The sequence below is a fragment of the Pseudomonas sp. REST10 genome (genome assembly GCF_029542605.1).
Lineage (GTDB): Bacteria > Pseudomonadota > Gammaproteobacteria > Pseudomonadales > Pseudomonadaceae > Aquipseudomonas > Aquipseudomonas khazarica.
Map to the genome: position 1 here is coordinate 1,730,220 of NZ_CP035677.1, position 24,178 is coordinate 1,754,397.

At 67.0% G+C, this 24,178-nt stretch carries 21 protein-coding genes and 3 riboswitches; of the genes, 7 read left to right on the forward strand and 14 right to left on the reverse strand.

From position 1 onward, the window contains the following. Positions 1–43 precede the first annotated feature (43 nt). The 4 genes from uca to EWH21_RS08100 all read right to left on the reverse strand — a co-directional run bounded on the left by uca (position 44) and on the right by EWH21_RS08100 (position 6,376). Positions 44–3,670 carry an urea carboxylase gene (gene uca, locus EWH21_RS08085; protein ID WP_277700253.1) on the reverse strand — a complete coding sequence of 1,209 codons (3,627 nt, stop codon included), beginning with the start codon at positions 3,668–3,670 and terminating at the stop codon, positions 44–46. A 192-nt stretch (positions 3,671–3,862) separates the two neighbouring features. Further along, on the reverse strand, positions 3,863–4,498 hold the full coding sequence (locus tag EWH21_RS08090; RefSeq protein WP_152488204.1) for an urea amidolyase associated protein UAAP2: 636 nt from the start codon (positions 4,496–4,498) through the stop codon (positions 3,863–3,865). Between the two features lie 10 nt (positions 4,499–4,508). Continuing rightward, positions 4,509–5,237, reverse strand: coding sequence for an urea amidolyase associated protein UAAP1 (locus tag EWH21_RS08095; RefSeq protein WP_277700254.1), 729 nt, complete (start codon positions 5,235–5,237; stop codon positions 4,509–4,511). Between the two features lie 71 nt (positions 5,238–5,308). Then, positions 5,309–6,376 carry a putative urea ABC transporter substrate-binding protein gene (locus EWH21_RS08100; protein ID WP_277700255.1) on the reverse strand — a complete coding sequence of 356 codons (1,068 nt, stop codon included), beginning with the start codon at positions 6,374–6,376 and terminating at the stop codon, positions 5,309–5,311. Positions 6,377–6,443: 67 nt separating this feature from the next. Beyond that, a riboswitch (guanidine-I (ykkC/yxkD leader) is annotated at positions 6,444–6,543 on the reverse strand. 333 nt (positions 6,544–6,876) lie between these two features. Here EWH21_RS08100 and EWH21_RS08105 point away from each other — a divergent pair. After that, positions 6,877–7,902 (forward strand): 2-oxoglutarate and iron-dependent oxygenase domain-containing protein, encoded by a 1,026-nt coding sequence (locus EWH21_RS08105; protein ID WP_277700256.1) that lies wholly within the window; start codon positions 6,877–6,879, stop codon positions 7,900–7,902. Further along, complete coding sequence (locus EWH21_RS08110) at positions 7,899–8,834, forward strand: hypothetical protein (RefSeq protein ID WP_277700257.1); 936 nt, start codon at positions 7,899–7,901, stop codon at positions 8,832–8,834. The genes EWH21_RS08105 and EWH21_RS08110 overlap by 4 nt, the downstream gene beginning before the upstream one ends. Before the next feature lie 611 nt (positions 8,835–9,445). On the opposite strand, the gene EWH21_RS08115 is transcribed toward EWH21_RS08110, so the two are convergent. The 3 genes from EWH21_RS08115 to EWH21_RS08125 form a co-directional block, all read right to left on the reverse strand. Next, positions 9,446–10,258, reverse strand: coding sequence for an ABC transporter ATP-binding protein (locus EWH21_RS08115; protein WP_277700597.1), 813 nt, complete (start codon positions 10,256–10,258; stop codon positions 9,446–9,448). Between the two features lie 41 nt (positions 10,259–10,299). Next, complete coding sequence (locus EWH21_RS08120; protein WP_277700258.1) at positions 10,300–11,115, reverse strand: ABC transporter permease; 816 nt, start codon at positions 11,113–11,115, stop codon at positions 10,300–10,302. Between the two features lie 179 nt (positions 11,116–11,294). Further along, positions 11,295–11,395, reverse strand: a riboswitch (guanidine-I (ykkC/yxkD leader). 173 nt (positions 11,396–11,568) lie between these two features. Further along, positions 11,569–12,630, reverse strand: coding sequence for a putative urea ABC transporter substrate-binding protein (locus tag EWH21_RS08125; RefSeq protein WP_277700259.1), 1,062 nt, complete (start codon positions 12,628–12,630; stop codon positions 11,569–11,571). A 52-nt stretch (positions 12,631–12,682) separates the two neighbouring features. Beyond that, a riboswitch (guanidine-I (ykkC/yxkD leader) is annotated at positions 12,683–12,799 on the reverse strand. A 203-nt stretch (positions 12,800–13,002) separates the two neighbouring features. Between EWH21_RS08125 and EWH21_RS08130 the strand changes: the two genes are divergently transcribed. Genes EWH21_RS08130 through EWH21_RS08140 form a run of 3 tightly spaced genes read left to right on the forward strand, consistent with a single transcriptional unit; the run spans position 13,003 to position 13,806 of the window. Then, on the forward strand, positions 13,003–13,182 hold the full coding sequence (locus tag EWH21_RS08130; protein ID WP_037055432.1) for a hypothetical protein: 180 nt from the start codon (positions 13,003–13,005) through the stop codon (positions 13,180–13,182). Further along, positions 13,182–13,334: a hypothetical protein gene (locus EWH21_RS08135; protein ID WP_172979134.1), complete on the forward strand. Its 153-nt coding sequence runs from the start codon at positions 13,182–13,184 to the stop codon at positions 13,332–13,334. Before EWH21_RS08130 ends, EWH21_RS08135 begins: the two co-directional genes overlap by 1 nt. Before the next feature lie 43 nt (positions 13,335–13,377). Next, positions 13,378–13,806, forward strand: a complete 429-nt coding sequence (locus tag EWH21_RS08140; protein WP_277700260.1) for a hypothetical protein — start codon at positions 13,378–13,380, stop codon at positions 13,804–13,806. Positions 13,807–13,812: 6 nt separating this feature from the next. On the opposite strand, the gene EWH21_RS08145 is transcribed toward EWH21_RS08140, so the two are convergent. Further along, the gene (locus tag EWH21_RS08145; protein ID WP_047584497.1) at positions 13,813–14,733 is read right to left on the reverse strand and encodes a LysR family transcriptional regulator; all 921 of its coding nucleotides are present in this window, start codon (positions 14,731–14,733) and stop codon (positions 13,813–13,815) included. A 96-nt stretch (positions 14,734–14,829) separates the two neighbouring features. Here EWH21_RS08145 and EWH21_RS08150 point away from each other — a divergent pair, with 96 nt between their 5' ends. Together EWH21_RS08150 and EWH21_RS08155 are read left to right on the forward strand one after the other, a co-directional pair. After that, positions 14,830–16,617 carry an alkyl sulfatase dimerization domain-containing protein gene (locus tag EWH21_RS08150; protein WP_047584507.1) on the forward strand — a complete coding sequence of 596 codons (1,788 nt, stop codon included), beginning with the start codon at positions 14,830–14,832 and terminating at the stop codon, positions 16,615–16,617. A 124-nt stretch (positions 16,618–16,741) separates the two neighbouring features. Continuing rightward, positions 16,742–16,987, forward strand: coding sequence for a DUF1145 domain-containing protein (locus EWH21_RS08155; protein ID WP_037055439.1), 246 nt, complete (start codon positions 16,742–16,744; stop codon positions 16,985–16,987). A 99-nt stretch (positions 16,988–17,086) separates the two neighbouring features. Here the strand turns inward: EWH21_RS08155 and mmsB are convergent, their stop codons facing one another. The 6 genes from mmsB to EWH21_RS08185 form a co-directional block, all read right to left on the reverse strand. Further along, positions 17,087–17,971, reverse strand: a complete 885-nt coding sequence (gene mmsB, locus EWH21_RS08160) for a 3-hydroxyisobutyrate dehydrogenase (protein ID WP_277700261.1) — start codon at positions 17,969–17,971, stop codon at positions 17,087–17,089. A gap of 102 nt (positions 17,972–18,073) precedes the next feature. Continuing rightward, the gene (locus EWH21_RS08165; protein ID WP_277700262.1) at positions 18,074–19,177 is read right to left on the reverse strand and encodes an enoyl-CoA hydratase/isomerase family protein; all 1,104 of its coding nucleotides are present in this window, start codon (positions 19,175–19,177) and stop codon (positions 18,074–18,076) included. Between the two features lie 100 nt (positions 19,178–19,277). After that, complete coding sequence (locus tag EWH21_RS08170; RefSeq protein WP_047584493.1) at positions 19,278–20,096, reverse strand: enoyl-CoA hydratase; 819 nt, start codon at positions 20,094–20,096, stop codon at positions 19,278–19,280. An 18-nt stretch (positions 20,097–20,114) separates the two neighbouring features. Then, positions 20,115–21,278 carry an isobutyryl-CoA dehydrogenase gene (locus tag EWH21_RS08175; RefSeq protein WP_277700263.1) on the reverse strand — a complete coding sequence of 388 codons (1,164 nt, stop codon included), beginning with the start codon at positions 21,276–21,278 and terminating at the stop codon, positions 20,115–20,117. Between the two features lie 6 nt (positions 21,279–21,284). Beyond that, positions 21,285–22,532 (reverse strand): ABC transporter substrate-binding protein, encoded by a 1,248-nt coding sequence (locus EWH21_RS08180; protein WP_047584491.1) that lies wholly within the window; start codon positions 22,530–22,532, stop codon positions 21,285–21,287. Between the two features lie 97 nt (positions 22,533–22,629). Next, complete coding sequence (locus tag EWH21_RS08185) at positions 22,630–24,126, reverse strand: CoA-acylating methylmalonate-semialdehyde dehydrogenase (RefSeq protein ID WP_152488213.1); 1,497 nt, start codon at positions 24,124–24,126, stop codon at positions 22,630–22,632. Between the last annotated feature and the right edge of the window lie 52 nt (positions 24,127–24,178).

Below are 24,178 nucleotides of genomic sequence, written 5' to 3' on the forward strand. Positions count from 1 at the left end.
CACCTCCCACAGGGGGCTGTGGGAGGTGCTTCAGCGGCGAATCTCAGGCTTCGTCCAGGACCACCACGCGCTGCCCGGCGCGCACCGGCGAGCCCGGTTGCACGCGCACTTCGCGTACGGTGCCGGCCATGGGGGCGGTCAGCGGGATCTCCATCTTCATCGATTCGAGAATCACCAGTACGTCACCTGCCTGAACCTGCGCGCCTTCGCTGACCTGCACCTGCCAGAGGTTGCCGGCCACGTGGCTTTCGATGGCGTGCTGACCGACGCCGAGCGGAGCGTCTTCCGCCTGCTCCGGTGCGGCTTCCTCGACCTCGAAATGCGCCTGGCCACTGTCGATCCAGCGCTGCCGCTCGGCGTCGAAGGCTGCACGCTGCTGGTGGCGGAAGGCGGCGATGCCATCGGCCTCATCCGCGAGGAACTGCTGGTAGTCGGCCAGCGCCAGTTCGCTGTGCTCGATGCGCAGGTCGAAGCGGCCGAGCGGAAAGTCGCGGCGGATGCGCAGCAGCTCGGAGGCCGATACCGGGTAGAAGCGGATCTGGTCGAAGAAGCGCAGCAGCCAGGGCTTGCCGTCGAAGGCCGCGACCTCGCGGTAGCGATTCCACATCTGCAGGGTACGGCCGACGAACTGGTAGCCGCCGGGGCCTTCCATGCCGTACACGCACATGTAGGCGCCGCCGATGCCCACCGAATTCTCCGCCGTCCAGGTGCGTGCCGGGTTGTACTTGGTGGTGACCAGGCGATGACGTGGATCGAGCGGCGTGGCCACCGGTGCCCCCAGGTAGACGTCGCCCAGGCCCATGACCAGGTAGCTGGCGTCGAATACGGTGCGATACACCTCGTCGAGGTTCGGCAGGTCGTTGATGCGGCGGATGAACTCCAGGTTGCTCGGGCACCAGGGGGCGTCCTTGCGCACGGTGGTCATGTATTTCTCGATGGCCAGCTGGCAGGCCGGGTCGTCCCAGGACAGCGGCAGGTGGACGATGCGCGACGGCACCTGCAGATCGCGCGCGGCGCAGACCGCGTCCCATTCGCCGGCGACGATGTCGAGCAGTGTCTGCAGGGGCAGGGTTTCCGGCTGGTAGTGCAGCTGCAGCGAGCGGATGCCCGGGGTGAGGTTGATCACGCCGTCGAGGCGCTTGGCCTCCAGTGCCTGCATCAGCGCGTGGCCACGAAAGCGCAGGACCAGGTCGAGCTCCGGCTGGCCGATCTCCAGCAGCAGGTGGGTGTCGCCGGACAGGCGCGCGACCAGGCGGGTGTCGGCTTCGCCTAGGTCGAGCACGATGGGGGAGCCTGTAGGAGCGGATTTATCCGCGATTGGTGTGCCAGCTATATCGCGGCTGAAGCCGCTCCTACGGAGTGTGGTGCACTCGATTGCACTGGCTTTGGCAAGCTCCCGTGCCGTGGCGATATCCACCGGCACGAAGCGCACCTTGTCGCCGGCCTTGAGCTGGCCGAGCTGCCAGAGGTCGGCCTCGATGATGGTCACCAGGCAGACGAAACCGCCCAGGCTGGGGCCGTCCGGGCCGAGGATCACCGGCATGTCGCCGGTGAAGTCCACCGCACCGATGGCGTAGGGGTTGTCGTGGATGTTCGACGGGTGCAGGCCGGCCTCGCCGCCGCTGTCGCGCGCCCATTCGGGCTTCGGCCCGATCAGGCGCACGCCGGTGCGGCTGGAGTTGAAGTGCACTTCCCAGTCGGTGGCGAGGAAGCTGTCGACATAGGCCGGCGTGAAGTATTCCGGCGCGCCGTGGGGGCCGTAGATCACCCGCAGTTCGCGCAGCGCTGGCAGGGCCGTGCAGAGCTCGGCAGGCAGTCGTGCGCCTGCGCTGCGTTCGTTCAGCGTCGGGATGTGCAGGACGTCGCCGGCGCGCAGGGCGCGGCCGCCGTGGCCGCCGAACTGGCCGAGGGTGAAGGTGCTCTTGCTGCCCAGGTAGTCCGGCACCTGGATGCCGCCGCGAACGCTCAGGTAGCTGCGCGCGCCGCTGCCTGCAATGGTGCCGAGGGCCAGGGTGCTGCCCGCGTGGATCAGCAGGGCTGTGTTCATCGGTTGCGCGGCGCCGTCGACGGTCAGCGGGATATCGGCGCCGGTGACGGCCACCACGGCGTCGCAATTGAAGCGCAGGGTCGGGCCGCTCATGGTGATTTCCAGGCCGGCTGCTGCGGTGTCGTTGCCGAGCAGGCGGTTGCCCAGGCGCAGGGCGCGGTCGTCCATCGGCCCGGAGGGTGGCACCCCCACGGCCCAGTAGCCGAGGCGGCCGGGGTAGTCCTGCACGCTGGTCTGGGTGCCGGCGCTGAGCACGTCGAAGGTGCTGGCCTGGTAGACCAGGCCCTCCAGGCAGCGTGTCCAGGGTGAGCCGCTGGCGAAGGGGGCGTCGGCCAGGATCTGGCGCAGGTAGTCGCGGTTGCATTCCACGCCGTAGAGCACGGAATCCGTCAGGGCCTGGTCCAGCGCGGCACTGGCCTGTGCGCGGGTCGGGGCCCAGGCGATCAGCTTGGCGATCATCGGGTCGAAGTAGGGTGGAATCTCGCAGCCGGCTTCGACCCAGGTGTCGATGCGCAGCGCCTTGCCATCGGCGGGCGGGAAGGCCACGGCGGTGAGCAGACCTGGGCTGGGCTGGAAGTCCCGGCCCGGATCTTCGGCATACAGGCGCGCCTGGATGGCATGCCCACTGGGGCGCAGCCCGGCGGCCAGCTCGCTCAGCGGCGGCAGGTCACCGGCCGCCAGTTCGATCATCCAGCGCACCAGGTCGACGCCCCAGACCTGTTCGGTGACGCCGTGCTCGACCTGCAGGCGAGTGTTCACTTCGAGGAAGTAGAAGCGCTGCGCCTCGCTGTCATAGACGAACTCCACGGTGCCGGCGCTGCGGTAGTCGACCGCCTTGGCCAGCTTGATCGCTGCCGCGCAGAGTGCATCGGCCATGCCGGCGGGCAGGTTCGGCGCCGGAGTTTCTTCCAGCACCTTCTGATTGCGGCGCTGCACCGAGCAGTCGCGCACGCCGAGGGCAATCACCTCGCCCTGGCCATCGCCGAACACCTGCACCTCCAGGTGACGGGCACGCTGGATGTACTTTTCGATGAACACGCCGCTGTCGCTGAAGTTGTTCTGCCCCAGGCGTTTGACGGCGTCGAAGGCGTCGCTCAGCTCCTCGGCCGAACGGCAGACGCGCATGCCGATGCCGCCACCACCGGCGGTGCTTTTCAGCATCACCGGGTAGCCGACCTGCTCGCCAGCGGCCAGCGCCGCCGCCACGTTCTCCAGCAGCTCGGTGCCTTCGAGCATCGGTACGCCGTGTTGCCTGGCCAGCGCGCGGGCGGTGTGCTTGAGGCCGAACACGCGCAGTTGCTCGGGCGTCGGGCCGACGAAGGCGATGCCTGCCGCTGCGCAGGCTTCGGCAAAGGCGGCGTTCTCGGAGAGAAAGCCGTAGCCGGGGTGGATCGCCGTGGCGCTGCTGGCCCTGGCGATGGCGAGAATCCTGTCGACCACCAGGTAGGTCTGCGTCGCCGGCCCCTCACCCAGGGAGAAGGCCTCGTCGGCCTGCTGGATATGCAGGCTGGCCGCGTCGGCTTCGGAGTACACGGCCACGCCGCCGACCTGCAGTTCACGCAGGGTGCGCAGGATGCGGCAGGCGATGGCGCCACGGTTGGCGATCAGCAGTTTTTCGAACATGGGGTGACCCTCGAAGGTCATGGCGGGCCGTCCCGCCGTCATTGGTCATGCGCCACGGTCGTCCGTGACGGAAAATCCGGGTGGCTTGTCTCCATCTCCCATTCATGGGAGAGGGCTGGGGAGAGGGGCGGTTGATGACATGACCCTCTCCCCCGGCCCCTCTCCCGCAAGCGGGAGAGGGGAGTGCATCAATCAATCCCACACCAGCACTTCGGCGGGCGTCGGGTTCCAGCCGTTGCAGGGGTTGTTCAGCTGCGGGCAGTTGGAGATCAGCACGATGACATCGGTCTCGGCCTTCATCTCGACGTACTTGCCGGGCGCGGAGATGCCGTCCTCGAAGGTCAGGCCGCCTTCGGGCGTGACCGGCACGTTCATGAAGAAGTTGATGTTGGCGCCGATGTCGCGTTTGCTCAGGCGGCCGTCGTGCAGGCTGGCGCGCAGGAAGTTGTCGCGGCAGCTGTGCATGTAGCGCTTGTCCAGGGCGTAGCGCACGGTGTTGCTCTCCTGCGCGCAGGCACCGCCGAGGGTGTCGTGACGCCCGCAGGTATCGGCGGTGATGGTCAGCAGCGGGTTGCCGAGGTTGGAGTAGAGCACGGTGCCGGTGCTCAGGTAGACGCGGTTCTGCTTGCGCAGGGTGCGCTGCGGGTCGAAGCGCTCGCGCGGGTTGGCGGCGGCGAAGAACAGGGTGTCGATCGCCTGGTTGCCTTCCAGGTCGTGCAGGCGCAGGGTCTGTCCGGCCCTGACCTCGAACAGGTAGGGCTCGCCCGCCGGGATGGTGTGGCGATAGACGGCGGTTTCGGGATGCAGGTTGCTTGCGGTCAGGCTCATGTCGGCACCCTCAGATGTACTGGCGTTCGGTGTTGTGGAAGGCACGACCGTTCTCCGGGCGCGAGGTGCGGCAGAGTACGCTGATGCCGTCGCTGGCGACCTTGCTCCAGCTCAGCTGCACGGGCTTGGGCGCGTACTGCGGGTTTGGGTCCATCGGGTGTTGCAGGGCGGTGAGCACCACCAGGGTGTCCATCGGCGCGTACAGTTCGATGTAGTCGCCGGCCTGGCTGTTGCCGGGCCGGAAGTGGAAGGCCCCGGCGGCGTCGACATCCACGCGGCTGAAGAGGTTGAGGTTCATCAGCAGGTCCTGCAGGTTCAGGTCCCACTTGCCCATCTCCACCAGCAGGTTGTCCATGCCGTTGCGGAAGAAACCGTTGCGCAGTTCCTGGTAGCGGCCCTGGCCGTACTTCTCCAGCGTCTCGGCGGCGTTGAGCACGCCGCCGAAGCTGTCGTGCCAGCCGCAGGTATCGGCCGTGATCGCGGCCAGGACCCTGCCCATGTCCGAGTACAGGCAATGGCCGGCGGTGAGCTTGGCGGTGTGCTGGCCTTTGAGGGTGTCCGGCAGGTTCAGGCGCTCGCTCTTTTCGCCGGCGTTGAACAGCAGCAGGCTGACGTTGGCGCCGCCCTCGATGTCGGTGATGCGCAGCAATTGCCCGCGCTTGAGGATGAAGGAGGTATGCCCGCCGCCAGGTACGGTCTCTTCGTACAGGCTCGGGCGCAGGGTAAGGGCAGTGTGCATGGGAACCTCGGGATCAAAGCCGGAGCGTCAGGCGCCAGAGGGCGCCTGATCATCGTTGCGATGGGATGGCGTCAGAGCTTGCCGTCGACGGCCATCTGCACGTAGCTGGGGTCGAAGCGCAGCTTGATGTTGGCGCTGTCGCCCGTGCTGACGCCGCCGGCGAACGTCATGCCGATGGCATCGGCGCTGCGTGCGCCCTCACCGAGGATGCCGTGGTCGAAGCTGAAGCTGGCGACCTTGGTCATGGTCTCCGGCAGCGCCGGGCTGGTGATGAAGTCCAGGGTGTCCTGCGGCGTGTAGAACAGCTTGGTGGTGGCCAGCTGCGACTGGTAGCCGGCGAGGTCGGTCCCGGAGGCCTTGGCCATTTCGCTCAGCGCTTCACTGCTCTCGGCGGTGCCGGCCTGCATCAGTTCGAGAATCTCGAACCAGGCGCCGGTCAGGGCCTTGCCGAAGTCCGGGTTGTCTTTCAGGGTCTGGGTGTTGACCACCATCATGTCGAGGATTTCGCCGGGAATCTTCGACGAGTCGAAGACCTGGGTGCTGCCCGGCTGGGCGAGAATTTCCGCCAGCATCGGGTTCCAGGTGGCGGCGGCCTCCACGCCGGGCGTGGTGTAGGCGGCGATGATGTCGGCGTCGGAGGTGTTCACCACCGTCACGTCGCGCTCGCTCATGCCGGCGCTTTCCAGGGCGCGAGCGAGGAAGTAGTGGGAGACCGACAGCTCGACCAGGTTGACCGGCATGCCCTTGAGGTCGGCCAGGGTCTTGCCTTCGCCCTTGATCAGCAGGCCGTCGTTGCCGTTGGAGTAGTCGCCGACCAGCAGCGCGGTGGAGTCGACGCCGCCGGCGGCCGGAATGGTCAGGGCGTCCATGTTGGTCATGGTGCAGCCGTCGAACTGGCCGACGCTGTACTGGTTGATGGACTCGACGTAGTCGTTGAGCTGCACGACGTCGATGTCGATGCCGTATTTCTTCGCCCATTTGTCGATGATGCCGGAGGTGCTGGCATAGCTCCAGGGCATCCAGCCGGCGTAGAGCGTCCAGCAGACGCTGAAGCTGTCTTTCTTCTCGGCGTGGGCGCTGAAGCTGAGTACTGCGGCCAGGCCGGCGGCAGCGAAGGAGAGCAGACGGTACTTGCGCATTGGAACCTCCAGTCTTGATGAGTACGGGCAGGAGTCGCGGCACGTTTCGAAGCGTTCGAAAGGCGCGTTCTCCCGGGCTTTTATCCCGCCGTGTAACCTCATCGGAGGTCGATGACTCTCGGACCAGTCACCCGCCTGGGCGGATCGGAACCCTAGTCATCCATTTCGCAAATTGTGGTGCCGCGATTCCGGGAAATCCCGGTTGGAACCTGCACGCTGAGGTCGTAGCGAATTGCGTGCCAGGTCGGCAAACGCGGTGAACCGCGGGTTGGCGGCCGGGCAAGGCGGCATCGGTGCTGCCTGATGGGGCCGTTGATGCGTCCACTGCACCGTTCGAGGGCGGGCGACGCGTGAAATGCGCTTCCCGGCGCCCCAGCGCGGTGGCATGGAAATCGCTACCAGCCTGGCTGCAGAGGCGGCCTCGCCGGCGCCTTCGGGACGACCCGACTCCGCTGCTTGTCTGGACGACCAGGTAACTCACTTGTTCAAGGGAGCTTGCCATGGCGCATACCCATTTCACGTCCATTCCGCTTGTCGATATCTCCGGGCTCAATTGTGCCGACCTGGCCGCACGCCAGCGCGTGGCCGACGAGCTCGGCCGCGCTGCGCGCGACGTCGGCTTTCTGCAGATCAGCGGGCACGGTATTGCCCGCGAGCTGCGCCAGGGGTTGATCCGCCAGGCGCGCAGCTTCTTCGCCCGGCCACTGGCGGAAAAGATGCGCTTCTACATCGGTCAGTCGAGCAACCACAGTGGCTACGTGCCGGAAGGCGAGGAGCAGTTCGCCGGTGGCAGCCAGGACCTCAAGGAAGCCTACGACGTCAACTACGACTACACCGAAGCGGCGCAGGTCTACCCGCTGTTGGGGCCGACCCAGTGGCCGGACTCGGCCGACTTCAAGCGCGAGGTGAGCGCCTACTACCGCGCCGCGCTGGCGCTGGGCGACACGCTGTTTCGCGGTTTCGCCCTGGCGTTGGGACTGGCCGAGGACACCTTCGCCGGGATCACCCGCCACCCCACCAGCCAGCTGCGCATGATCCACTATCCGCTCGACCCTGACCCGGTGGCGGACCGCCCTGGCATCGGCGCGCACACCGACTACGAGTGCTTCACCATTCTGCTGCCGACTGCCGAGGGACTGCAGGTGCTCAACGGCGACGGGCAGTGGATCGACGTGCCGCTGATCGAGGACGCCTTCGTGATCAACATCGGCGACATGCTCGAGGTGCTCAGCAACGGCCAGTTCGTCGCCACCTCGCACCGCGTGCGCAAGGTCAGCGAGGAGCGTTTCGCCTTCCCGCTGTTCTGCGCCTGCGACTACCCGACGCGCATCGCGCCGATTGCCGGCCTGGCGCCCCGGGGTGAGCGGGTGTACCAGTCGGTGAGCTGCGGCGATCACCTGTTCGCGCAGACCGCGCAGACCTTTCGTTACCTGCGCGAGCGCCTGGAAGACGGCACGCTGCAGCTCCCCGATGGCACGCTGGGCCTGTCCAGCTTCGGCCAGGGGCGCCGGGAGGTGACGGCATGAACCTGTTCGAACTGGCGGCACGCCACCCGATGCGCGTCGAGGGCGGCGTGCCGGACTGGATGCTCGGGCACTTTCGCCGACGCACCATCAGTTTCGCCGATGGCCGCAGCGACGAACGCACCCAGGTGCACTGGTTGCAGAGCCGCACCTTCACCATCGACCTGCGTCTGCCGGAGGGGCCGCCATTGCCGGGGCGCGCCTGGCAGGACTATGACGCCACCGAGCTGCGCGTGCTGGCCAATCACGAAGGCTGGGTGGCCGACAGCCTCTGGGAGGGCGGCATGCTCAGCTGGCGCGGCGGGGTCTCGCTGCAGTTGCACAACCGCTGGCCGGAGCCGGCGCGGCTGCAGCGCATCGGCAACTGCATGATCGAGTTCGGCACCACGGGCGCCTATGTCGAGGATTGGCGCCTGCAGGCCGGCAGGGGACCGTTGATCGGCCTGCGCCTGCTGGAAGAATGCGACGGCGAAACCGGCCAGGTGTTGCGTCGTGGGGGTGGCCTGATCGTCTGCGGCGAGCAGCTTGGCTGGGTGCAGGGGCGAGCGTTGGAGCCGCGGCCGTCGAGCATGGCATTGCGTGAGCGGGTGGCGCAGGCCTGTGGCGATGCTGCGGCCCTGGCGGCGCTGCTCGACTGCGAAACCTCGCTGGCCGGCATCGATGCGCAGGGCGACTACCGCGTGCAACTGTCCACCGTGCCGGCGCGTGTCGGGCAGGTGCTGACCCTGGAGGGTTTCGAGCCGCCGGTGCAGGGGCGCGTCCGCCAGTTCCTGCACCATCCGCAGGATGGCCGTGCGCGGGTGCGTACCTTCATCGTCGATACCCTCGACCCGGATTGGCGAGCCGACCTCGCGACGCCGAGCAGCGACGAAGCGCAACAGTGGTTCGCCACGGAGCAGGAGACGCTGGCGCGTTATCTCGAGGTGTTGAGCTAGCCATCGGTGCCTGCGTGATGCGGCGCTGAAAAGCTCGCCGCTGAAGCGCCTCCCACGGGGCGGGGGCCGCTCGATTTGTGGGAGGGGCTTTAGCCGCGACGGATCGCCCGCAAGCGGGCTCCTACGGATGATCAGCGCACGGCGCTCGGCTGTGTAGCCCGGATGCAATCCGGGGCGATGTCCCGGTGAATCCCCGGATTTCATCCGGGCTACGGTGATGAGCTGATCGGCAATGTGCCTGGGGTAGGAGCCCGCTTGCGGGCGAGTTGCGGTACCAGCGATGGATCGCCCGCAAGCGGGCTCCTGCGGATGATCAGCGTATGGCGCTCGGCTGGGTAGCCCGGATGCAATCCGGGGGCGATGTCCCGGTGATTCCCCGGATTTCATCCGGGCTACGGTGATGAGCTGATCGGCAATGTGCCTGGGGTAGGAGCCCGCTTGCGGGCGATTGGCGGCATCAGCGTTGGATCGCCCGCAAGCGGGCTCCTGCGGATGATCAGCGCACGGCGCTCGGCTGTAGCCCGGATGCAATCCGGGGCGATGTCCCGGTGAATCCCCGGATTTCATCCGGGCTACGGTGTTGAGCTGATCGGCAACATGTTCAGGGACGATCAGCGTGCGGCAATACGCTCGGCCACTTCGCTGGGCAGCTGCGCCTGCGCGCGACGTGCGGCGTTCAGCGGAATGTCGTAGGTGATTCGCGCGCCATAGGCGTTGGGGGCCTGCGGGTCGTGGCGCACCTTGTCGAACACCAGCAGGCGGGTGCCGAGGCTGAAGCCCTCCGACAGGTCGTGGGTGACCATGAACACCGTCAGGCGGGTTTCCTGCCACAGCTCCAGCAGCAGGGCGTGCATGTCCTTGCGAATACCGGGGTCGAGGGCACCGAACGGTTCGTCGAGCAGCAGCATGCGCGGTTGCATCACCAGCGCCTGGGCGATGGCCAGGCGCTGCTGCATGCCGCCTGAGAGCGCGCTGGGGTATTTATCCAGGGCATGGCCGAGGCCGACCCGGGCGAGGATGCTGGCGGCGCGCTCGCGGGCCTCGCGCTTGGCTGCGCCGAACAGGCGCCCCAGCAAGGGGGCGCGTGGCAGTTCCAGGCCCAGGGCGACGTTGTCCAGCACGCTCAGGTGGGGGAACACCGAATAGCGCTGAAAGACCACGCCACGGCTCGGGTCCGGCTCGTTGGGGAGCGGGGCGCCGCCGAGCAGGAGCTCGCCGCGACTGGGGCGTTCCTGGCCGAGCAGCATGCGCAGGAAGGTGGATTTGCCGCAGCCGGAGGCGCCGACCAGGGTGCAGAACTCGCCTTCTTCGACCTTGAGGTTGAGGCGTTCCAGCACCACCTGGTCGCTGTACTCCTGCCACAGGTGGCGCGCTTCGATGAAGGCGCCTGGCGACGGGCTGGCGTCGGTACGGGGTTCGCTCATGGCGGGTTCACTCAGCGGGACGATGTGTTGGCTGAACAGGGTCATGCCTTGCCTCCTTCGTGCCAGGGGAAGCACAGGCGCAGCACCTGACGCAGGCCCAGGTCCATCAGCCAGGCCAGCAGGGTGATCCAGACGACGTACGGCAGGATCACGTCCATGGCCATGTAGCGACGGACCAGAAAGATGCGGTAGCCGAGGCCGTCGGTGCTGGCGATGGCCTCGGCGGCGATCAGGAACAGCCAGGCCGAGCCGAGCATCAGGCGCAGCGAGATCAACAGGCGCGGCATCAGTTGCGGCAGCACCAGGCGCAGGATCAGCGTCCAGGAGTTGGCGCCGAGGGTCTGAGCCTTGATCAGCAGTTCGGCTGGAATCTCCCGCGCGCGCTGTTCGATGTCGCGGGCGATGCACGGGGTGATGCCGATGGCGATCAGCATCACTTTGGACAGCTCGCCCAGGCCGAAGACGATGAACAGGATCGGCAGGATGGCCAGGGGAGGGATCATCGACAGCACCGTGAGCATCGGCGACAGCGGCGCGCCGAACAGCGGCACGCTGCCGGCGGCGATGCCCAGCACCAGTCCGGCCAGCGCCGCCACGCCGAGGCCGATGGCGAGGCGGGTGAGGCTGGAGGCGCTGTCCTGCCAGAACAGGTAGTTGCCCGTGCGCTTGTCTTCGCTGAAGGCCAGGCGGTCGACGGCATCGATCATCTGGCTGGCGCTGGGCAGCAGCTTGTCGTTGGGGTTCTCGGCCAGGCGTGCGGTCGAGGTGCTGAAGTAGACGAACAGCAGCAGGGCGAAGGGCAGCAGGATCAGCAGCAGGCGGCCGCTGCGGTCCGGATGGCGGTTGATCAGGCGCATGGAGAGTCCTCGTCGGGCCTGTAGCGAAGGGCGGGCACGGCTAGAGCGCGACGACGCCGCTGACGGCTGTCCGGTAGGCGGCAGGGTGCCGCTGGTGCGAGTGGGGCGTAGCCATGATGAACCTCCAGTTTGACGGTGGCGGACAGGAGTTCGCGGCGGTTCCCCACGGATGGGGCGCGTTCTCCCGGGCTTTTGTCCCGCCGTGTAACCTCGCTGGAGGTCGCCAGCTCTCGGACCAGTCACTCGCCTGTGGCGAGCCGGAACCCTAGCCGGCTATTGCAAATTGTGGTGCCGCAGTCCCGGCTGGCCGGGGTTTTTCCTGCACCCGATGTCCTTAGCGAACATCGTGCCATGCGCCGCAAGGTGCGGCGCTTGGCGCTGCGCTGCGGCTCGTCGAGGGCAGGCTGCGCCGTGCTGGTGCGTGGTGCGGCTGGCGTGCCGCCTGCTGGGGCGCTACAGGGTGCCGTCGGCGGCCAGCTGCATGTAGGCGTGGTTGAAGCGCAGCAGGACGCGCTGCGGGTTGCCGATGGTCTTTTCACCGCTGAACTCGATACCCAGGTTGGTCAGGCCCTGGCCACGCTTGCCCAGCAGGGCATGGGCATCGGCAAAGTGGGCGACGCGTCGCATCAGGTCCGGCATCTTGCCGGTGCGGGCGAAGTTGAGGGCGCTGCGTGGCGAATAGAACGAGCGCAGGGTGCCCAGTTGGTCCTCGAAGTCCTCGGCGCTGGTGCCCGCCGCGGCGGCCATCTGTGCTCGGGCTGCGCGTCCGGCAGCCGTCGGCAGGCCGAGCAGGCGCTGGGTCTCGAACCAGGCGCCGGTCAGCGCGCGGCCGAACTCGGGATGCTGGGCCAGGGTCTGGCTGTTGACCACGGTGAGATCGAGGATCTCGCCCGGTATCCGGTTGGAGGTGAACACCATGCTGACCTGCGTCTTGCGCTGGATTTCCGAGAGGATCGGGTTCCAGGTGATCACCGCATCGCCCTGGCCAGAGAGAAAGGCGTCGGCGATCTCGGTGTCGGAGACATGTTTGATGGTCACGTCCTGCTCGTCCAGCAGGCCCCATTCCAGTGCCCGGCTGAGCAGGTAGTGGGAGACCGAGTTCTCCACCAGCAGCACGGTCTTGCCCTTGAGGTCGCGGATGCTCTTGCCGCTGCCGCGCAGCAGCAGGCCGTCGGCACCGTTGGAGAAGTCGCCGATGATCAGCGCGGTGCTGTCCGTGCCGGCGGCGGCGGGGATGGTCAGGGCATCCATGTTGGTCATGGTGCAGGCATCGAACTGGCCGGCGCTGTAGCGCTCGATGGAAGCGACGTAATCCGGCACTTCCTGCACCTGAATGTCGATGCCGTACTTGTCGGCCCACTTCTTCACGATGCCCTGCTTGGCGGCATAGTCCCACGGCATCCAGCCGGCGAAGACCGACCAGCAGAGCTTGAAGGTTTTCGGCGCGGCCTGGGCCGTCGGAGCGCTGAGCAGGCAGGCGCAGAGCAGGGCGGTGAGTAGCGGGCGAATGGGCATAGGGACCTCGGTTGGTTGGCGGACGCGGGAAAGCAGACAGCCGTGCTGCGCGTTCTCCCGGGCTTTTGTCCCGCCGTGTAACCTCGCGGCTCCCCGCCGCTGATGAGGTCGCCCACTCTCGGACCAGCCACTCGTCATCGGACGAGCCGGAACCCTAGTCGGCCATTGTGTTGAGGCAGCGCCACGCTTTCCCGCTGCGGGCCATGCTAAGCGAGGAGTGTGCCAGCGAACGTGACGGGCCTGTGATCCTGGTCACTCGGCTGCACGGAACGTGACTCAGTCCATATTGTCGAACCGTCATGCTGAATAGCGCCGTGACCACCGGGCCGCTGCCTGTCCAGCAGCCTTCTGGAAATCGAGGAGTATTCCAATATGCGTGGTTTGACTGTGATGACATTGGCGTTGCTGCTGGGCGGCTGCAGCTTCAGCGCGCCGGGCGTGCATGCGCGGGTAGGTGACCCTGACGTGATTCGTGTCGATCTGGATGGCCGTGGCCACTCCAACGGCGGCTACTTCTGCCCGCCGGGGCATCGCATGAAGGGGAGTTGCTGATGAAAACCCTCTGCACCTTGTTGCTGGCCGCCAGCCTGGCTACTGGTCTGTCGGGCTGCAGCCTGCGGTTGCCAGGTATCGGCGTCGATATCGGTGACGGTGGTGGTCCTTCGCATTGCCCTCCGGGGCAGGCCAAGAAGGGTCGTTGCTGATCCGCTTCCGGGCCACTGGCCCGCTTCCCCTGTGGAGGCTCCCATGTTCTACAGAATCCTGCTTGCCACGTTACTGATCCTGCCGCTCGGCGGCTGTGCGGTGTATGGCTACGACCACGATCGCGGCTACCGCAATCACGCCTACTACAAGGGCTACCGTCACGATTATTCGCCACCGGTGTACGTGACGTCGCGCTATTACTACGATGACCGCCGTCGCCAGTACCAGGCGCCACCCCACTATGTGCCGGCGCCGCAACCGCGTCAACGCTATGGCTACGCGCCGCACTACCGCGACGACTACAAGCGTCACGAGCAGCCACGCCATGACAGGCAGCGTGACGCGCGGCGCCAGGAACAGCGTGGCGTCAAGGTCCTGCGCGGCTGGGACACCGGACGGAGCACCCCGCAGCGCTACTCCAATGGGCGCAGCTACAGCGAGCAGCGGCGCAGCAACGAGCGCCGCTGGTAGTCCCGTTCAACCCCGCACGGTTTCGCTGTGCGGGGTTTGCTCATCGACCCGACGAATCGCCTCGACCATGGCCTGCGCCGCTGGCGACAGGCTGTGGCCGGCGCGGCTGACCAGGCCATAGGCCGAGTGCTGGTGCAGCCCTTCCGCCTGCATGGGCAGCAGGCAGAGCTGACCGCTGCGAACTTCTTCGGCAATCACGTCCCAGGGCGCCATGCTCAGCACGTCGCTGCCCGCGACCAGGCGCTTGAGCACCAGAAAGTTGTCGCACTCCACGCTCAGCGGCTGCAGACGGCCGCTGGCAGCGCTCAGGCTGCGTTCGACCACGTGCGGCAACTGCGTGCCGGCGAGGGGGAAGTCGAGCAGGTCGCCGAGGCTCAGCTCGCGCCGTTGCAGCAGGGGGTGAGCCGGGCGGCAGAACAGTACGCCGTGGTGTACCCGTAGCGGCTCGATGTGCAGTTGCGCATCGTCTTGCAGTTCGCGGATGTCGGCGACGAACAGCTCGATGGTCGACTCCAGCAGCGCGTCGCGCAGTTCCAGCCAGTTGGCGATGTTCAGTTTCACCTGTACGCGCGGATAGCGCTGCAGCAACTGGCCTAGCGCCTGCGGTACCAGCCTGGCGGCGGGGTAGGGGCCCGCGCCCAGGCGCAGCTCGCCGGCCTGCAGGTTGCCCAGCTGGTTGACCGCGTTGCTCAACGCCAGGCTGCCGGCCAGCAGGCGCCGGGCATGCTCCAGCACCAGCCGGCCATGGGCGGTGAGGGTGACGCCACGGTTGTGGCGATCCACCAGGGTGCAGCCGAGCTGGCTCTCCAGGGCCTGGATGCTGCGGCTCAGGGCAGGCTGGCTGAGGTGCACGGCGGCAGCGGCACGGGCGAAGTGCTGGTGTTCGGCGAGCGCGACGAAGTGGCGAAGCTGGCGTAGATCGTTCATGTGCGTTGTGCATCAACTTGCTTATTCGAATGCATTGGAATTATCGAACAGGCTTTGCCAACCTGCCAGCACTCCAACAACAAGACGTCCATCGCCATGAGCACATTCCTTCGCTTGAGCGGCCTGCTGCTGGCCGCCTCCCTGCCCCTGAGCGCCTATGCCGAGCTGCCGGCCGAGCGCATCGAGCCCAGCATCAATGCCGAGCTGGCGGCCCACACCAAGGTCTTCGCCCAGCAGCTCTACCGCGTCGCCGACAACGTCTATTCCGCCGTGGGCTGGCAGCTCGGCAACGTGGTGATGATCGAGGCGCCGGAGGGGCTGATCATCGTCGACACCGGCGAGTCGGTCAGCGAGTCGCGCAAGATCATGGCCGAGTTCCGCAAGATCACCGACAAGCCGGTGAAGGCGGTGGTCTACACCCACTTCCATCCGGACCATATCAACGGCGTGCAGGCGTTCGTCACGCGCGAGCAGGTCGAGTCCGGCGACGTGCAGATCTACGCCCACGACACCCTGCTGGCCAACGTCGTGGCCCAGGGCGCACTGGTCGGGCCGATTCTCGGTGTGCGCTCGGCCTACAGCTTCGGCTCCTTCCTCGAGGCGCAGGACGAGCAGGACATGAACGGCGGCATCGGCCCGCTGGTCACTCCGGAGCCTTCCACCTTCATCGCCCCGACGGTGACCTTCGCGGACAAGCTCGACACCACCATCGCCGGGCTCGACGTGCAGTTCCTGCATGTTCCCAGCGAGGCGCCGGACGAGATCGTGCTCTACCTGCCGGCCAATCGCGTGCTGATCAGCGCCGAGGTGGACCAGGGGCCGACGCTGCCGAACATCCACACCTTGCGCGGCACCAAGTTCCGCGACCCGGTGCAGTGGGTCGACAGCCTGGACAAGCTGCGCGCCTACCGGGCCGACTACATGGTGCCGCTGCACGGTCGCCCGGTCAGCGGTCAGGACGCCGTGGAGGAAGTACTGCGCATGACCCGCGACGGCATCGCCTACATCCATGACCAGACCGTGCGCTGGATGAACAAGGGGCTGACGCCGGACGAACTGGTGGAGAAGGTCAAGCTGCCGCCGCACCTGGCGGGCTACACGCCCTACCTGCGTGAGTACTACGGCACGGTGAAGCACAGCGTGCGGCAGATCTACAACGGCTACCTGGGCTGGTTCCAGGGCGACCCGGTGGACCTCGACCCGACGCCGCCACGGCAGAAGGCCGAGCGCCTGATCGCCATGATGGGCGGGCGCGAGAAGCTGCTGCTGGAGGCCGGCAACGCCTACCTCAAGGGTGATTACCAGTGGGCCGCCGAGCTGGCCGGCTATGCCATCCGTGTCGATCATGACGACCAGCTGGCGCGCGACATCAAGGCGCGTAGCTTCCGCAAGCTGGGCTACGCCAGCATGAACATCAACTGGCGCAACTGGTACCTGATGAGCGCCATGGAGCTGGAGGGCAAGCTCGACGGTGACGAGATCAGCCAGCGCTCGATCGAGATGCGCAAGGTGTTCCTCTCGCCGGACATGGTGCGCAGCTTCACCCCGCAGAGCTTCCTGCAGAACTGGGTGACCCGCATCGACCCGGAGAAGGCCGGCGACGTGGAAATGACCCTGGGCTTCAGCTTCCCCGATGTCGGAGAGCAGTGGGCGCTGGAAGTACGGCGTGGCGTCGCGCAGTTGCACAAGGGCATTCCCGAGGGCACCGAACTGCGCCTGTCGATGGACAAGAGCTTCATGGACACCCTGCTGACCGGCGAGGGGGGCCTGGTCAAGGGCGCGCTGCTGGGGGATGTGAAGGTCGATGGCAACCTGCTGGACATCCGCCGCTTCCTCAGCTGCTTCGACTTCACCGACGAAGCCTTCGGGCTGACCCTGCGCTAGCCGATCTGGCTGCTGCCATGCCCCGGCGAATCGCCGCTGGGGCAGGGCCACGCCAGTCGAAAGAGGGGCGTTCGCACGGCGTCAGGCCCGGCACACTCCGGGTTCATCCACTCGGAGACTGACGATGAACCTGCTGTCCTTCGCCAAGGGCGCCCTGGCCATGTTCTGGCTGGTGGCGTTGCTCAACCTGCTCTATCCCTTCGCTGCGCCGCTGGGCGCCTGGGTCAACTGGCTGGCGCTGGCGGTACTGCTGGCGCACGTTGCCGAGATGCTGCTGTTCCGCGCGCGTCTGCACGGGCTGCCGGGGCCTTGGTGGCAGCGCCTGCAGGTGCTGCTGTTCGGCCTGTTGCACCTGCAGCGTTTGCGTTGAACGCGATCGCGACGAGGATGCGCCTGAGGTGATCGCGCTGCGTGCGGGAGGCGACGTGCCGGTGAGCGACCTCACTCGCACGCCGGCTCCCGCAGGGCATCACTCCACGAACAGCTGCTGCACCACCGAGAAGTCCTGCTTGCCCTTGCCCTGCTTGAGCAGCAGGCGGTAGAGCTGCAGGGCCAGCGCACCCATCGGCGCGCTGTTGCCATGGTGGCTGGCCGTTTCCTGGGCCAGGCCGAGATCCTTGGCCATCAGCTCGGCCATGAACCCGCCGCTGTAGCCTTTCGACGCCGGCGCGTTTTCCATCACCCCAGGCCAGGGGTTGTACTTCTCCAGCGTCCAGTTGCCACCCGAACTCTGCCGCATGATCTCGGCCAGCACGGCGGGGTCCAGGCCGTTGGCCACGCCCATGGCCATGGCTTCGGCGGTGGCGATCATCTGCACCGCCAGCACCTGGTTGTTGCACACCTTGGCGACCTGGCCGGCCCCCTCCGGGCCCGCGTGGAAGATGTTCTGGCCCATGACCGCGAGCAGCGGCCGGGCCTTTTCCAGGGCCTCGGCGGCACCGCCGACCATGAAGGTCAGGGTGCCAGCGGCGGCGCCTGCGGTACCGCCGGACACCGGCGCATCGAGCAGCTCGATACCGCGTTCGCGCGCCGCCGCATGCACCTTGCGCGCGGACTCCGGGGCGATGGTGGAGCACTCGACCACCAGGGTGCCGGCCGGCAGCTGCTCGAGCAGGCCGTCGCGCCCCAGGTAGAGGCTCTCCACATGGCGGCTGGCTGGCAGCATGCTGATCACCACCTGGGCCTGATCGACGGCGGCGCTGGCGCTGACTGCGGCTATCGCCCCCTCGCCGGCAAGGGTGTCGACGGCGCTGCGCACCAGGTCGAAGACTTTCAGCGGGTAGCCTGCCTTGAGCAGGTTGCGAGCCATGGGCAGGCCCATATGGCCAAGGCCGATAAAGGCGATCTGGGTCATTCTGGCATCTCCTTGTTGTTGTCCGTGCGGCGTTCGAGGCGTGCGGGTGGGGCTGGCGGTCCGGCCTCCCCGGATTTCATCCGGGCTACGTGTTTCTTCTGGCTACAGGTCGGCCAATGGGTGCTCGCCCTCCCAGGCCGGAGCGAAGTGCGCGTCGATCACGGCAGTGGGGATCGCGGCGACATCCGGCCAGTGCCAGTTCGGGCTGTGGTCCTTGTCGATCAGGCGCGCGCGCACGCCTTCCGGAAATTCCGGGTGGCGGCAGCAGTTGAGGCTCATGGCGTACTCCATGCGGAACACGTCGGCCAGTGACTGGTGACGGGCGCGGCGGATCTGTTCCCAGACCAGGTGCGCGGTCAGCGGGCAGCCGCCGGCCAGGGTTTTCGCCGCCCGTGCCAGCAGGGCATCGTCGTCCTCCTGCAGGGCGCTGAGGGCCTGGACCGCAGCGCCTGGCTCGGCGACATCGAGCAGTGCGTCGAGGCGTTCACGGCGAGGCAGCCACTGCGCCGCCGGCAGGTCGCCACGGGCTTCGTTCTCCAGGGCCTGCAGCAGGCTGTGCAGCTGCAGTTGGGCCTGCTCGCGCCAGTTCAGTTGCACCAGCCCTTCGAGCAGCGCCTGCTGCTGGTCATCGCGCAGGAAGCGGTCGGCCAGGTTGAGGTCCAGCGCATCGCGGGCGTTGATGCTGGCGGCGGTGAGGCCGAGGAACAGGCCGAGCCTGCCGGGCAGGCGGGCGAGGAACCAGCTGCCGCCGACGTCCGGGTACAGGCCGATGTTGATCTCCGGCATGCCGAGGCGGCTGCTCGGCGTGACGATGCGGATGCCGGCGCCCTGCATCAGGCCCATGCCGCCCCCCAGCACATGGCCGTGGGCCCAGCAGATGAAGGGTTTGGGGAAGGTGTGGATGCGGTAGTCGAGGCGGTATTCGTCGGCGAAGAAGCGGCGCGCCAGGGGCGGGACTTCACCGGGGTGCTCGCGACACTGGTGCACCAGCTGGACCACGTCGCCGCCGGCACAGAAGGCCTTGGGGCCGTTGCCGCGCAGCATCACGCAGGCGATGGTCGGGTCTTCGGCCCAGGCTTTCAGGCGCTCGTCGAGTGCCTCGATCATCGGCAGCGACAGCGCGTTGAGGCTTTTCTCGGCGTCCAGGCTGGCGATGCCGATGCGATAGCCGTGCAGGCTGGGTCGTTCTTCGAATTGCAGGTTCATGAGGTTTTCCCGCGTAGGGTGGATGGCGCTCTATCCATCCACCGGATGGGGTAATGGTGGATGTGAAAGGCGACATCCACCCTACGAGCTATTTGTGCGGTTATTTGTTGCGCCACTGCGGGTCGCGTTTTTCCAGGAAGGCGTTGACGCCTTCGCGGGTGTCGTCGGCGTCGAACAGGTCGACGAAACGCTCGCGCTCCTCGGGCAGCCAGGTGTTCGAGCCGCGTTCGCGGGCCCCCTGGATCAGCGGCTTGATGGTGCGCACCGCCACCGGGCTTTGCCGTGCCACCTTGGCGGCCAGCAGCAGGGCCGTGCCGCGTGCTTCGCCGCTGTCGACCACCTGCTCGACCAGGCCGATGCGCAGGGCGGTGTCGGCGTCGATGCGTTCGCCGCAGAGGATCATGCGCTTGGCCCAGCCCTCGCCCACCAGCCAGGGGAGTGCCTGGGTGCCGCCCGCGCAGGGCAGCAGGCCCACGGCAGCTTCCGGCAGGGCCATCTGCGCCTGGCGCTCGGCGATGCGGATGTCACAGGCCAGGGCGCATTCCAGGCCGCCTCCCATGGCATAGCCGTTGATCGCGGCGATGGATACCCCACGGAAATCGCGCAGGGTCTCGAAGGCCTCGCCGAAGCGCCTGGCCATCTCGCGGGCGCGGGCCTTGTCGCCGTCGGCGAACATGTTCAGGTCGGCGCCGGCGGAGAAGAATTTCGGCCCCTGTCCGGTCACCACCAGGGCGTAGACTTCGTCGTCGCGGTTGAGGTGTTCGACCACCTGCTTGAGGCCGATCAGCGAATCTCGGTCCCAGGTGTTGGCCGGAGGGTGGTTGATGGTGATCAGCGCGGTGTGCCCGTGCTTCTCCACGGTGAGCTTGTGGGTCAGGTCGAAGATGCCGGATTTGTAGGTTTCGATTGCGGTAGTCATGAGGGGCTCCTGCAGGTTTCAGAGCAGGCGATCGAGCATGCCGCTCTGCTGCAGCAGGCGGCGGGCGACGATCACCCGCATGATTTCGTTGGTGCCTTCGAGAATCTGGTGCACGCGTGCATCGCGCACCCAGCGCTCCAGTGGATAGTCATTCAGATAGCCATAGCCACCGTGGAGTTGCAGGGCTTCGTTGCATACGCCGAAGCAGTGGTCGGTGGCGAAGCGCTTGGCCATGGCGCAGTACAGGCTGGCTTCACCGTGGCCATGATCGAGCTTGTGCGCGGCCAGGCGTACCATCTGCCGGCTGGCGGTCAGGTCGGTGAGCATGTCGGCCAGCTTGAACTGCAGCGCCTGGAACTCGCTCAGCGTCTTGCCGAACTGCTTGCGCTCCTCGACGTAGCGCAGGCTCTGCTCCAGCGCGGCCTGGGCGGCGCCAAGCGAGCAGCTGGCGATGTTCAGGCGGCCCCCGTCGAGGCCTTTCATGGCGTAGACGAAGCCTTCGCCTTCCGGGCCGATGCGGTTGCCGGCGGGGATGCGTACGCCGTCGAAGGTGATGCTGCGGGTCGGCTGCGCCTTCCAGCCCATCTTGTCCTCGTTGCGACCGTAGCGCACGCCGGGGGCGTCGGCCGGCACCAGGAAGCAGGAGATGCCCCGGGCGCCTTCCTCGCCGGTGCGTGCCATGACGATCAGCACGTCGCTGGCCCCCGCGCCGGAGATGAAGCACTTGCTGCCGTCGAGCAGGTAGTCGTCGCCGTCGCGCCGCGCCCGTGTGCGCAGGTTGGCGGCATCGGAGCCGGCGTCCGGCTCGGTCAGGCAATAGGAGGCGAGCGACCGGCCGCTGACCAGTCCGGGCAGCCAGGCGTCCTTGAGCGCCTGGTCGGCGAAGCTGGCGAGCATCCAGGTGGCCATGTTGTGGATGGTCAGGTAGGCGGTGGTGGCCACGCAGCCGGCCGCCAGTTGTTCGAAGATCAGTGCGCTGGACAGACGAGACAGCCCCAGGCCGCCGTCCTCCTCGGCGATGTACAGGGCCAGGTAGCCCTGTTCGGCCGCGCGGCGGATCACCTCGACCGGGAAGTGGTGGTCGCGATCCCAGTCGGCGGCGTAGGGCGCCAGTTCCCGCGCGGCGAAGGCGCGGGCACTGTCGGTCAGCAGGCGTTGTTCATCACTGAGTTCGAGGTCCATGGCATCTCATTGCAAGGTCAGGGGTTGGCCGCCGGCGCGCCGCTCGGCCTGCCACTCGGCGAGGCTGGGCAGCGCCGTGCTGGCGTCGAGGCGGTCGACGATTTCGAAGTAGTCCTGTTTCAGCGGGTCCTTGAGCACGTCCTCGCGTGGTTTGACCCGTACCGCGTAGACGGTCTGCAGGTTCTGGTGGTCGAAGGCGCGCCATTGCTGCTCGTCTTTCAGCAGGCTGTAGCGGTGGCCTTCGAGCGCCTTGATCAGCGCTTCGCTGTCCAGGCTGTTGGCGCGCTTGGCGGCATCGGCCCATTGCTGGACGATGCTGTAGGCCGAGGCGGCAGAGCTGGACGGGTACATCTCGTAGCGGGTCTTGAACGACTGCACGAAGGCTTCGCCGCGCGTGGACTTCTCCAGCGCCGGGACGCGCCAGGTCCAGGGTTCGGTACCGATCACGCCCTGCATCAGGTCCGGTCCGGCCTGCTCGACCATGCTCTGGGTCAGGTTGGGCGCGATGATCTGCATGCGCTCGGTCAGCCCCAGGTCCTTGGCGATGCGCATGGCGCGCACCAGGTCTTCGCCGAACAGCACCAGCGCCAGTACCTCGGCATTGCTGGAGGCGGCCTGGGTCAGGGCATCCTGATAGTCGGCCAGGCGGGCGCCGGGGAAGGGCACGCGCACCCCCGCATGCTGTCCGGCGTTGTCGGTGCCCGTGGCCTGCCGCAGCGAGGCCTCGGTGGTGTGGCCCCAGGTGTAGTCGGAGGTCACGTAGAAATAGCGCTTGTTGGGCAAGGTCTTGCTCAGGTACTGGCCGAGCACCTTGGCACTCATCCAGGCGTTGTTGCACTCGCGGAACATGTAGCGCTGGCCATCCTTGCCGGTGGTGTCGTTGGAGTAGGTGAGGGTGCCGAAATACAGCAGGCCGTGCTCCTTGGCGCGCTTGCCGGCGGCGATGGCCACCGCGCTGGAGGAGCCGCCGAAGAGCATCGCGGCGCCTTCGGCGGCCAGCTTGTCGACGTTCTTCACCGCCTTGGCCGGACGCGAGGCGGTGTCCTTGCTGGACAGGCGCAAGGGCCTGCCCAGCACACCGCCCTGGGCGTTCAGCTCGTCGATGGCCAGCAGGGCTCCACGCATCTGCGCCAATCCCTCCTCCTTGTACGGTCCCGTGCGCGGGTAGTTGAGCCCCAGGGTGATCGGCTCGGCAGCCTGCGCACAGGCGGTGACAGCGGCCCACAGGGCCAGAATGGCAGACAGTTGGCGCATTGCAGTTCTCCTTGTTCTTGTTCTGCTGAGAACCCTTTTACGCCGCTTGTCCAGTTCGGGTGATCGTCTATTGGTCTAAAGACACGTTACCCGGTTCTCATTTCAGAGAAATGGTCATGTTCGGCCCGTCGCCCAGCGCTGTGTCGTCGAACCAGCGGCTGGTCACCGTCTTGGTCTCCGTATAGAAGCGCACCGCCTGTTTGCCATAGGCATGCAGGTCGCCATAGAACGAACCCTTCCAGCCGGTGAAGGAGAAGAACGGCAGCGGCACCGGGATCGGCACGTTGATGCCCACCTGACCGACCTCGATCGCATGCTGGAAATGCCGAGCGGCGCCGCCGGAGCGGGTGAACAGGCTGGTGCCGTTGCCGTAAGGGCTGGCGTTGATCAGCGCGATGGCTTCTTCCAGAGTGTCCACCTCCATGCACACCAGCACCGGGCCGAAGATTTCCTCGCGATACAGGCTCATTCTGCTGGTCACGCCGCGGAACAGGGTCGGGCCGACCCAGTTGCCATGCGGATAACCGTCGACCACGCAGTGCGAACCATCGAGCAGGCACTCGGCACCTTCGGCCTTGCCTTCCTCGATCAGGCGCAGCACGCGCTGGCGGGCCTGCGGGCTGATCAGCGGACCATAGGCGGCGCCACTGTCCTGCCAGTGGCCGGGGCGCAGCGCGGCCATCTGTTCGGCCAGGTCGTCGATCCAGTGTTTCGCCTCACCGACGAACACCGCCACGCTGATTGCCATGCAACGCTGGCCGGCGGCCCCGCAACTGGCGCCGAGCAGGTTGCTGATGACCTGCTCCCTGGGCGCATCGGGCATGACCACCATGTGGTTCTTCGCCCCGGCGAAGGCCTGCACGCGCTTCAGGTGCTGGGTGCCGGTGCGATACACATGCTGGCCCACCGTCACCGAGCCGACGAAGGACACCGCGCGCACCAGGGGGTGCACCAGCAGGGCATCGACCTGCTCGCGTGCACCATGCAGCACCTGCAGCAGGCCGGCCGGTGCGCCGGCTTCGAGGAACAGTTCGGCCAGGCGGTTGGGCGTCATCGGGTCCTGTTCGGACGGCTTGAGAATGAATGCGTTGCCGCAGGCGATGGCCAGCGGGAACATCCACAGGGGAATCATCGCCGGGAAGTTGAACGGGGTGATGCCGACGCACACCCCCAGCGGCTGGATCCAGCTGGCGGTGTCGATCTCGCGGGCGACGTTCTCCACCGTTTCGCCCATCATCAGGCTGGCGATGTTGGCGGCATGCTCGGCCACCTCGATGCCCCGCCATACGTCGCCCTTGGCATCGGCGAAGGTCTTGCCGGTTTCCCGCGCGAGGATTTCCGCCAGTTCGTCGTGATGCTCCTTGAGCAGGTGCTGATAGCGCAGCATCAGGCGGGCTCGCTCCGAGACCGGGACTTCACGCCAGGCGAGGAAGGCCTGCTGTGCGCCGGCTACCGCAGTCTCGATTTCCTCGGCCGTGGCCTTGGGCGCCAGGGCGATCACTTCCTGGGTGGTCGGGTCGGTGACTTCGATCAGTTCGTGAGCCTGACTGGTGCGCCATTGGCCGTCGATCAGTTGCGGCAGGGTCTGGGGCATGTTCGCCTCCTGTTGTTCTTGTCCGGGTCTTTTATAGCGGCTGGGAACGGCC

What these genes read in the sequence shown, in the direction of transcription:
- uca (WP_277700253.1), bottom strand. Translation starts at nt 3,670, where the DNA reads ATGTTCGAAAAACTGCTGATCGCCAACCGTGGCGCCATCGCCTGCCGC.
- EWH21_RS08090 (WP_152488204.1), bottom strand. Translation starts at nt 4,498, where the DNA reads ATGAGCCTGACCGCAAGCAACCTGCATCCCGAAACCGCCGTCTATCGC.
- EWH21_RS08095 (WP_277700254.1), bottom strand. Translation starts at nt 5,237, where the DNA reads ATGCACACTGCCCTTACCCTGCGCCCGAGCCTGTACGAAGAGACCGTA.
- EWH21_RS08100 (WP_277700255.1), bottom strand. Translation starts at nt 6,376, where the DNA reads ATGCGCAAGTACCGTCTGCTCTCCTTCGCTGCCGCCGGCCTGGCCGCA.
- EWH21_RS08105 (WP_277700256.1), top strand. Translation starts at nt 6,877, where the DNA reads ATGGCGCATACCCATTTCACGTCCATTCCGCTTGTCGATATCTCCGGG.
- EWH21_RS08110 (WP_277700257.1), top strand. Translation starts at nt 7,899, where the DNA reads ATGAACCTGTTCGAACTGGCGGCACGCCACCCGATGCGCGTCGAGGGC.
- EWH21_RS08115 (WP_277700597.1), bottom strand. Translation starts at nt 10,258, where the DNA reads ATGAGCGAACCCCGTACCGACGCCAGCCCGTCGCCAGGCGCCTTCATC.
- EWH21_RS08120 (WP_277700258.1), bottom strand. Translation starts at nt 11,115, where the DNA reads ATGCGCCTGATCAACCGCCATCCGGACCGCAGCGGCCGCCTGCTGCTG.
- EWH21_RS08125 (WP_277700259.1), bottom strand. Translation starts at nt 12,630, where the DNA reads ATGCCCATTCGCCCGCTACTCACCGCCCTGCTCTGCGCCTGCCTGCTC.
- EWH21_RS08130 (WP_037055432.1), top strand. Translation starts at nt 13,003, where the DNA reads ATGCGTGGTTTGACTGTGATGACATTGGCGTTGCTGCTGGGCGGCTGC.
- EWH21_RS08135 (WP_172979134.1), top strand. Translation starts at nt 13,182, where the DNA reads ATGAAAACCCTCTGCACCTTGTTGCTGGCCGCCAGCCTGGCTACTGGT.
- EWH21_RS08140 (WP_277700260.1), top strand. Translation starts at nt 13,378, where the DNA reads ATGTTCTACAGAATCCTGCTTGCCACGTTACTGATCCTGCCGCTCGGC.
- EWH21_RS08145 (WP_047584497.1), bottom strand. Translation starts at nt 14,733, where the DNA reads ATGAACGATCTACGCCAGCTTCGCCACTTCGTCGCGCTCGCCGAACAC.
- EWH21_RS08150 (WP_047584507.1), top strand. Translation starts at nt 14,830, where the DNA reads ATGAGCACATTCCTTCGCTTGAGCGGCCTGCTGCTGGCCGCCTCCCTG.
- EWH21_RS08155 (WP_037055439.1), top strand. Translation starts at nt 16,742, where the DNA reads ATGAACCTGCTGTCCTTCGCCAAGGGCGCCCTGGCCATGTTCTGGCTG.
- mmsB (WP_277700261.1), bottom strand. Translation starts at nt 17,971, where the DNA reads ATGACCCAGATCGCCTTTATCGGCCTTGGCCATATGGGCCTGCCCATG.
- EWH21_RS08165 (WP_277700262.1), bottom strand. Translation starts at nt 19,177, where the DNA reads ATGAACCTGCAATTCGAAGAACGACCCAGCCTGCACGGCTATCGCATC.
- EWH21_RS08170 (WP_047584493.1), bottom strand. Translation starts at nt 20,096, where the DNA reads ATGACTACCGCAATCGAAACCTACAAATCCGGCATCTTCGACCTGACC.
- EWH21_RS08175 (WP_277700263.1), bottom strand. Translation starts at nt 21,278, where the DNA reads ATGGACCTCGAACTCAGTGATGAACAACGCCTGCTGACCGACAGTGCC.
- EWH21_RS08180 (WP_047584491.1), bottom strand. Translation starts at nt 22,532, where the DNA reads ATGCGCCAACTGTCTGCCATTCTGGCCCTGTGGGCCGCTGTCACCGCC.
- EWH21_RS08185 (WP_152488213.1), bottom strand. Translation starts at nt 24,126, where the DNA reads ATGCCCCAGACCCTGCCGCAACTGATCGACGGCCAATGGCGCACCAGT.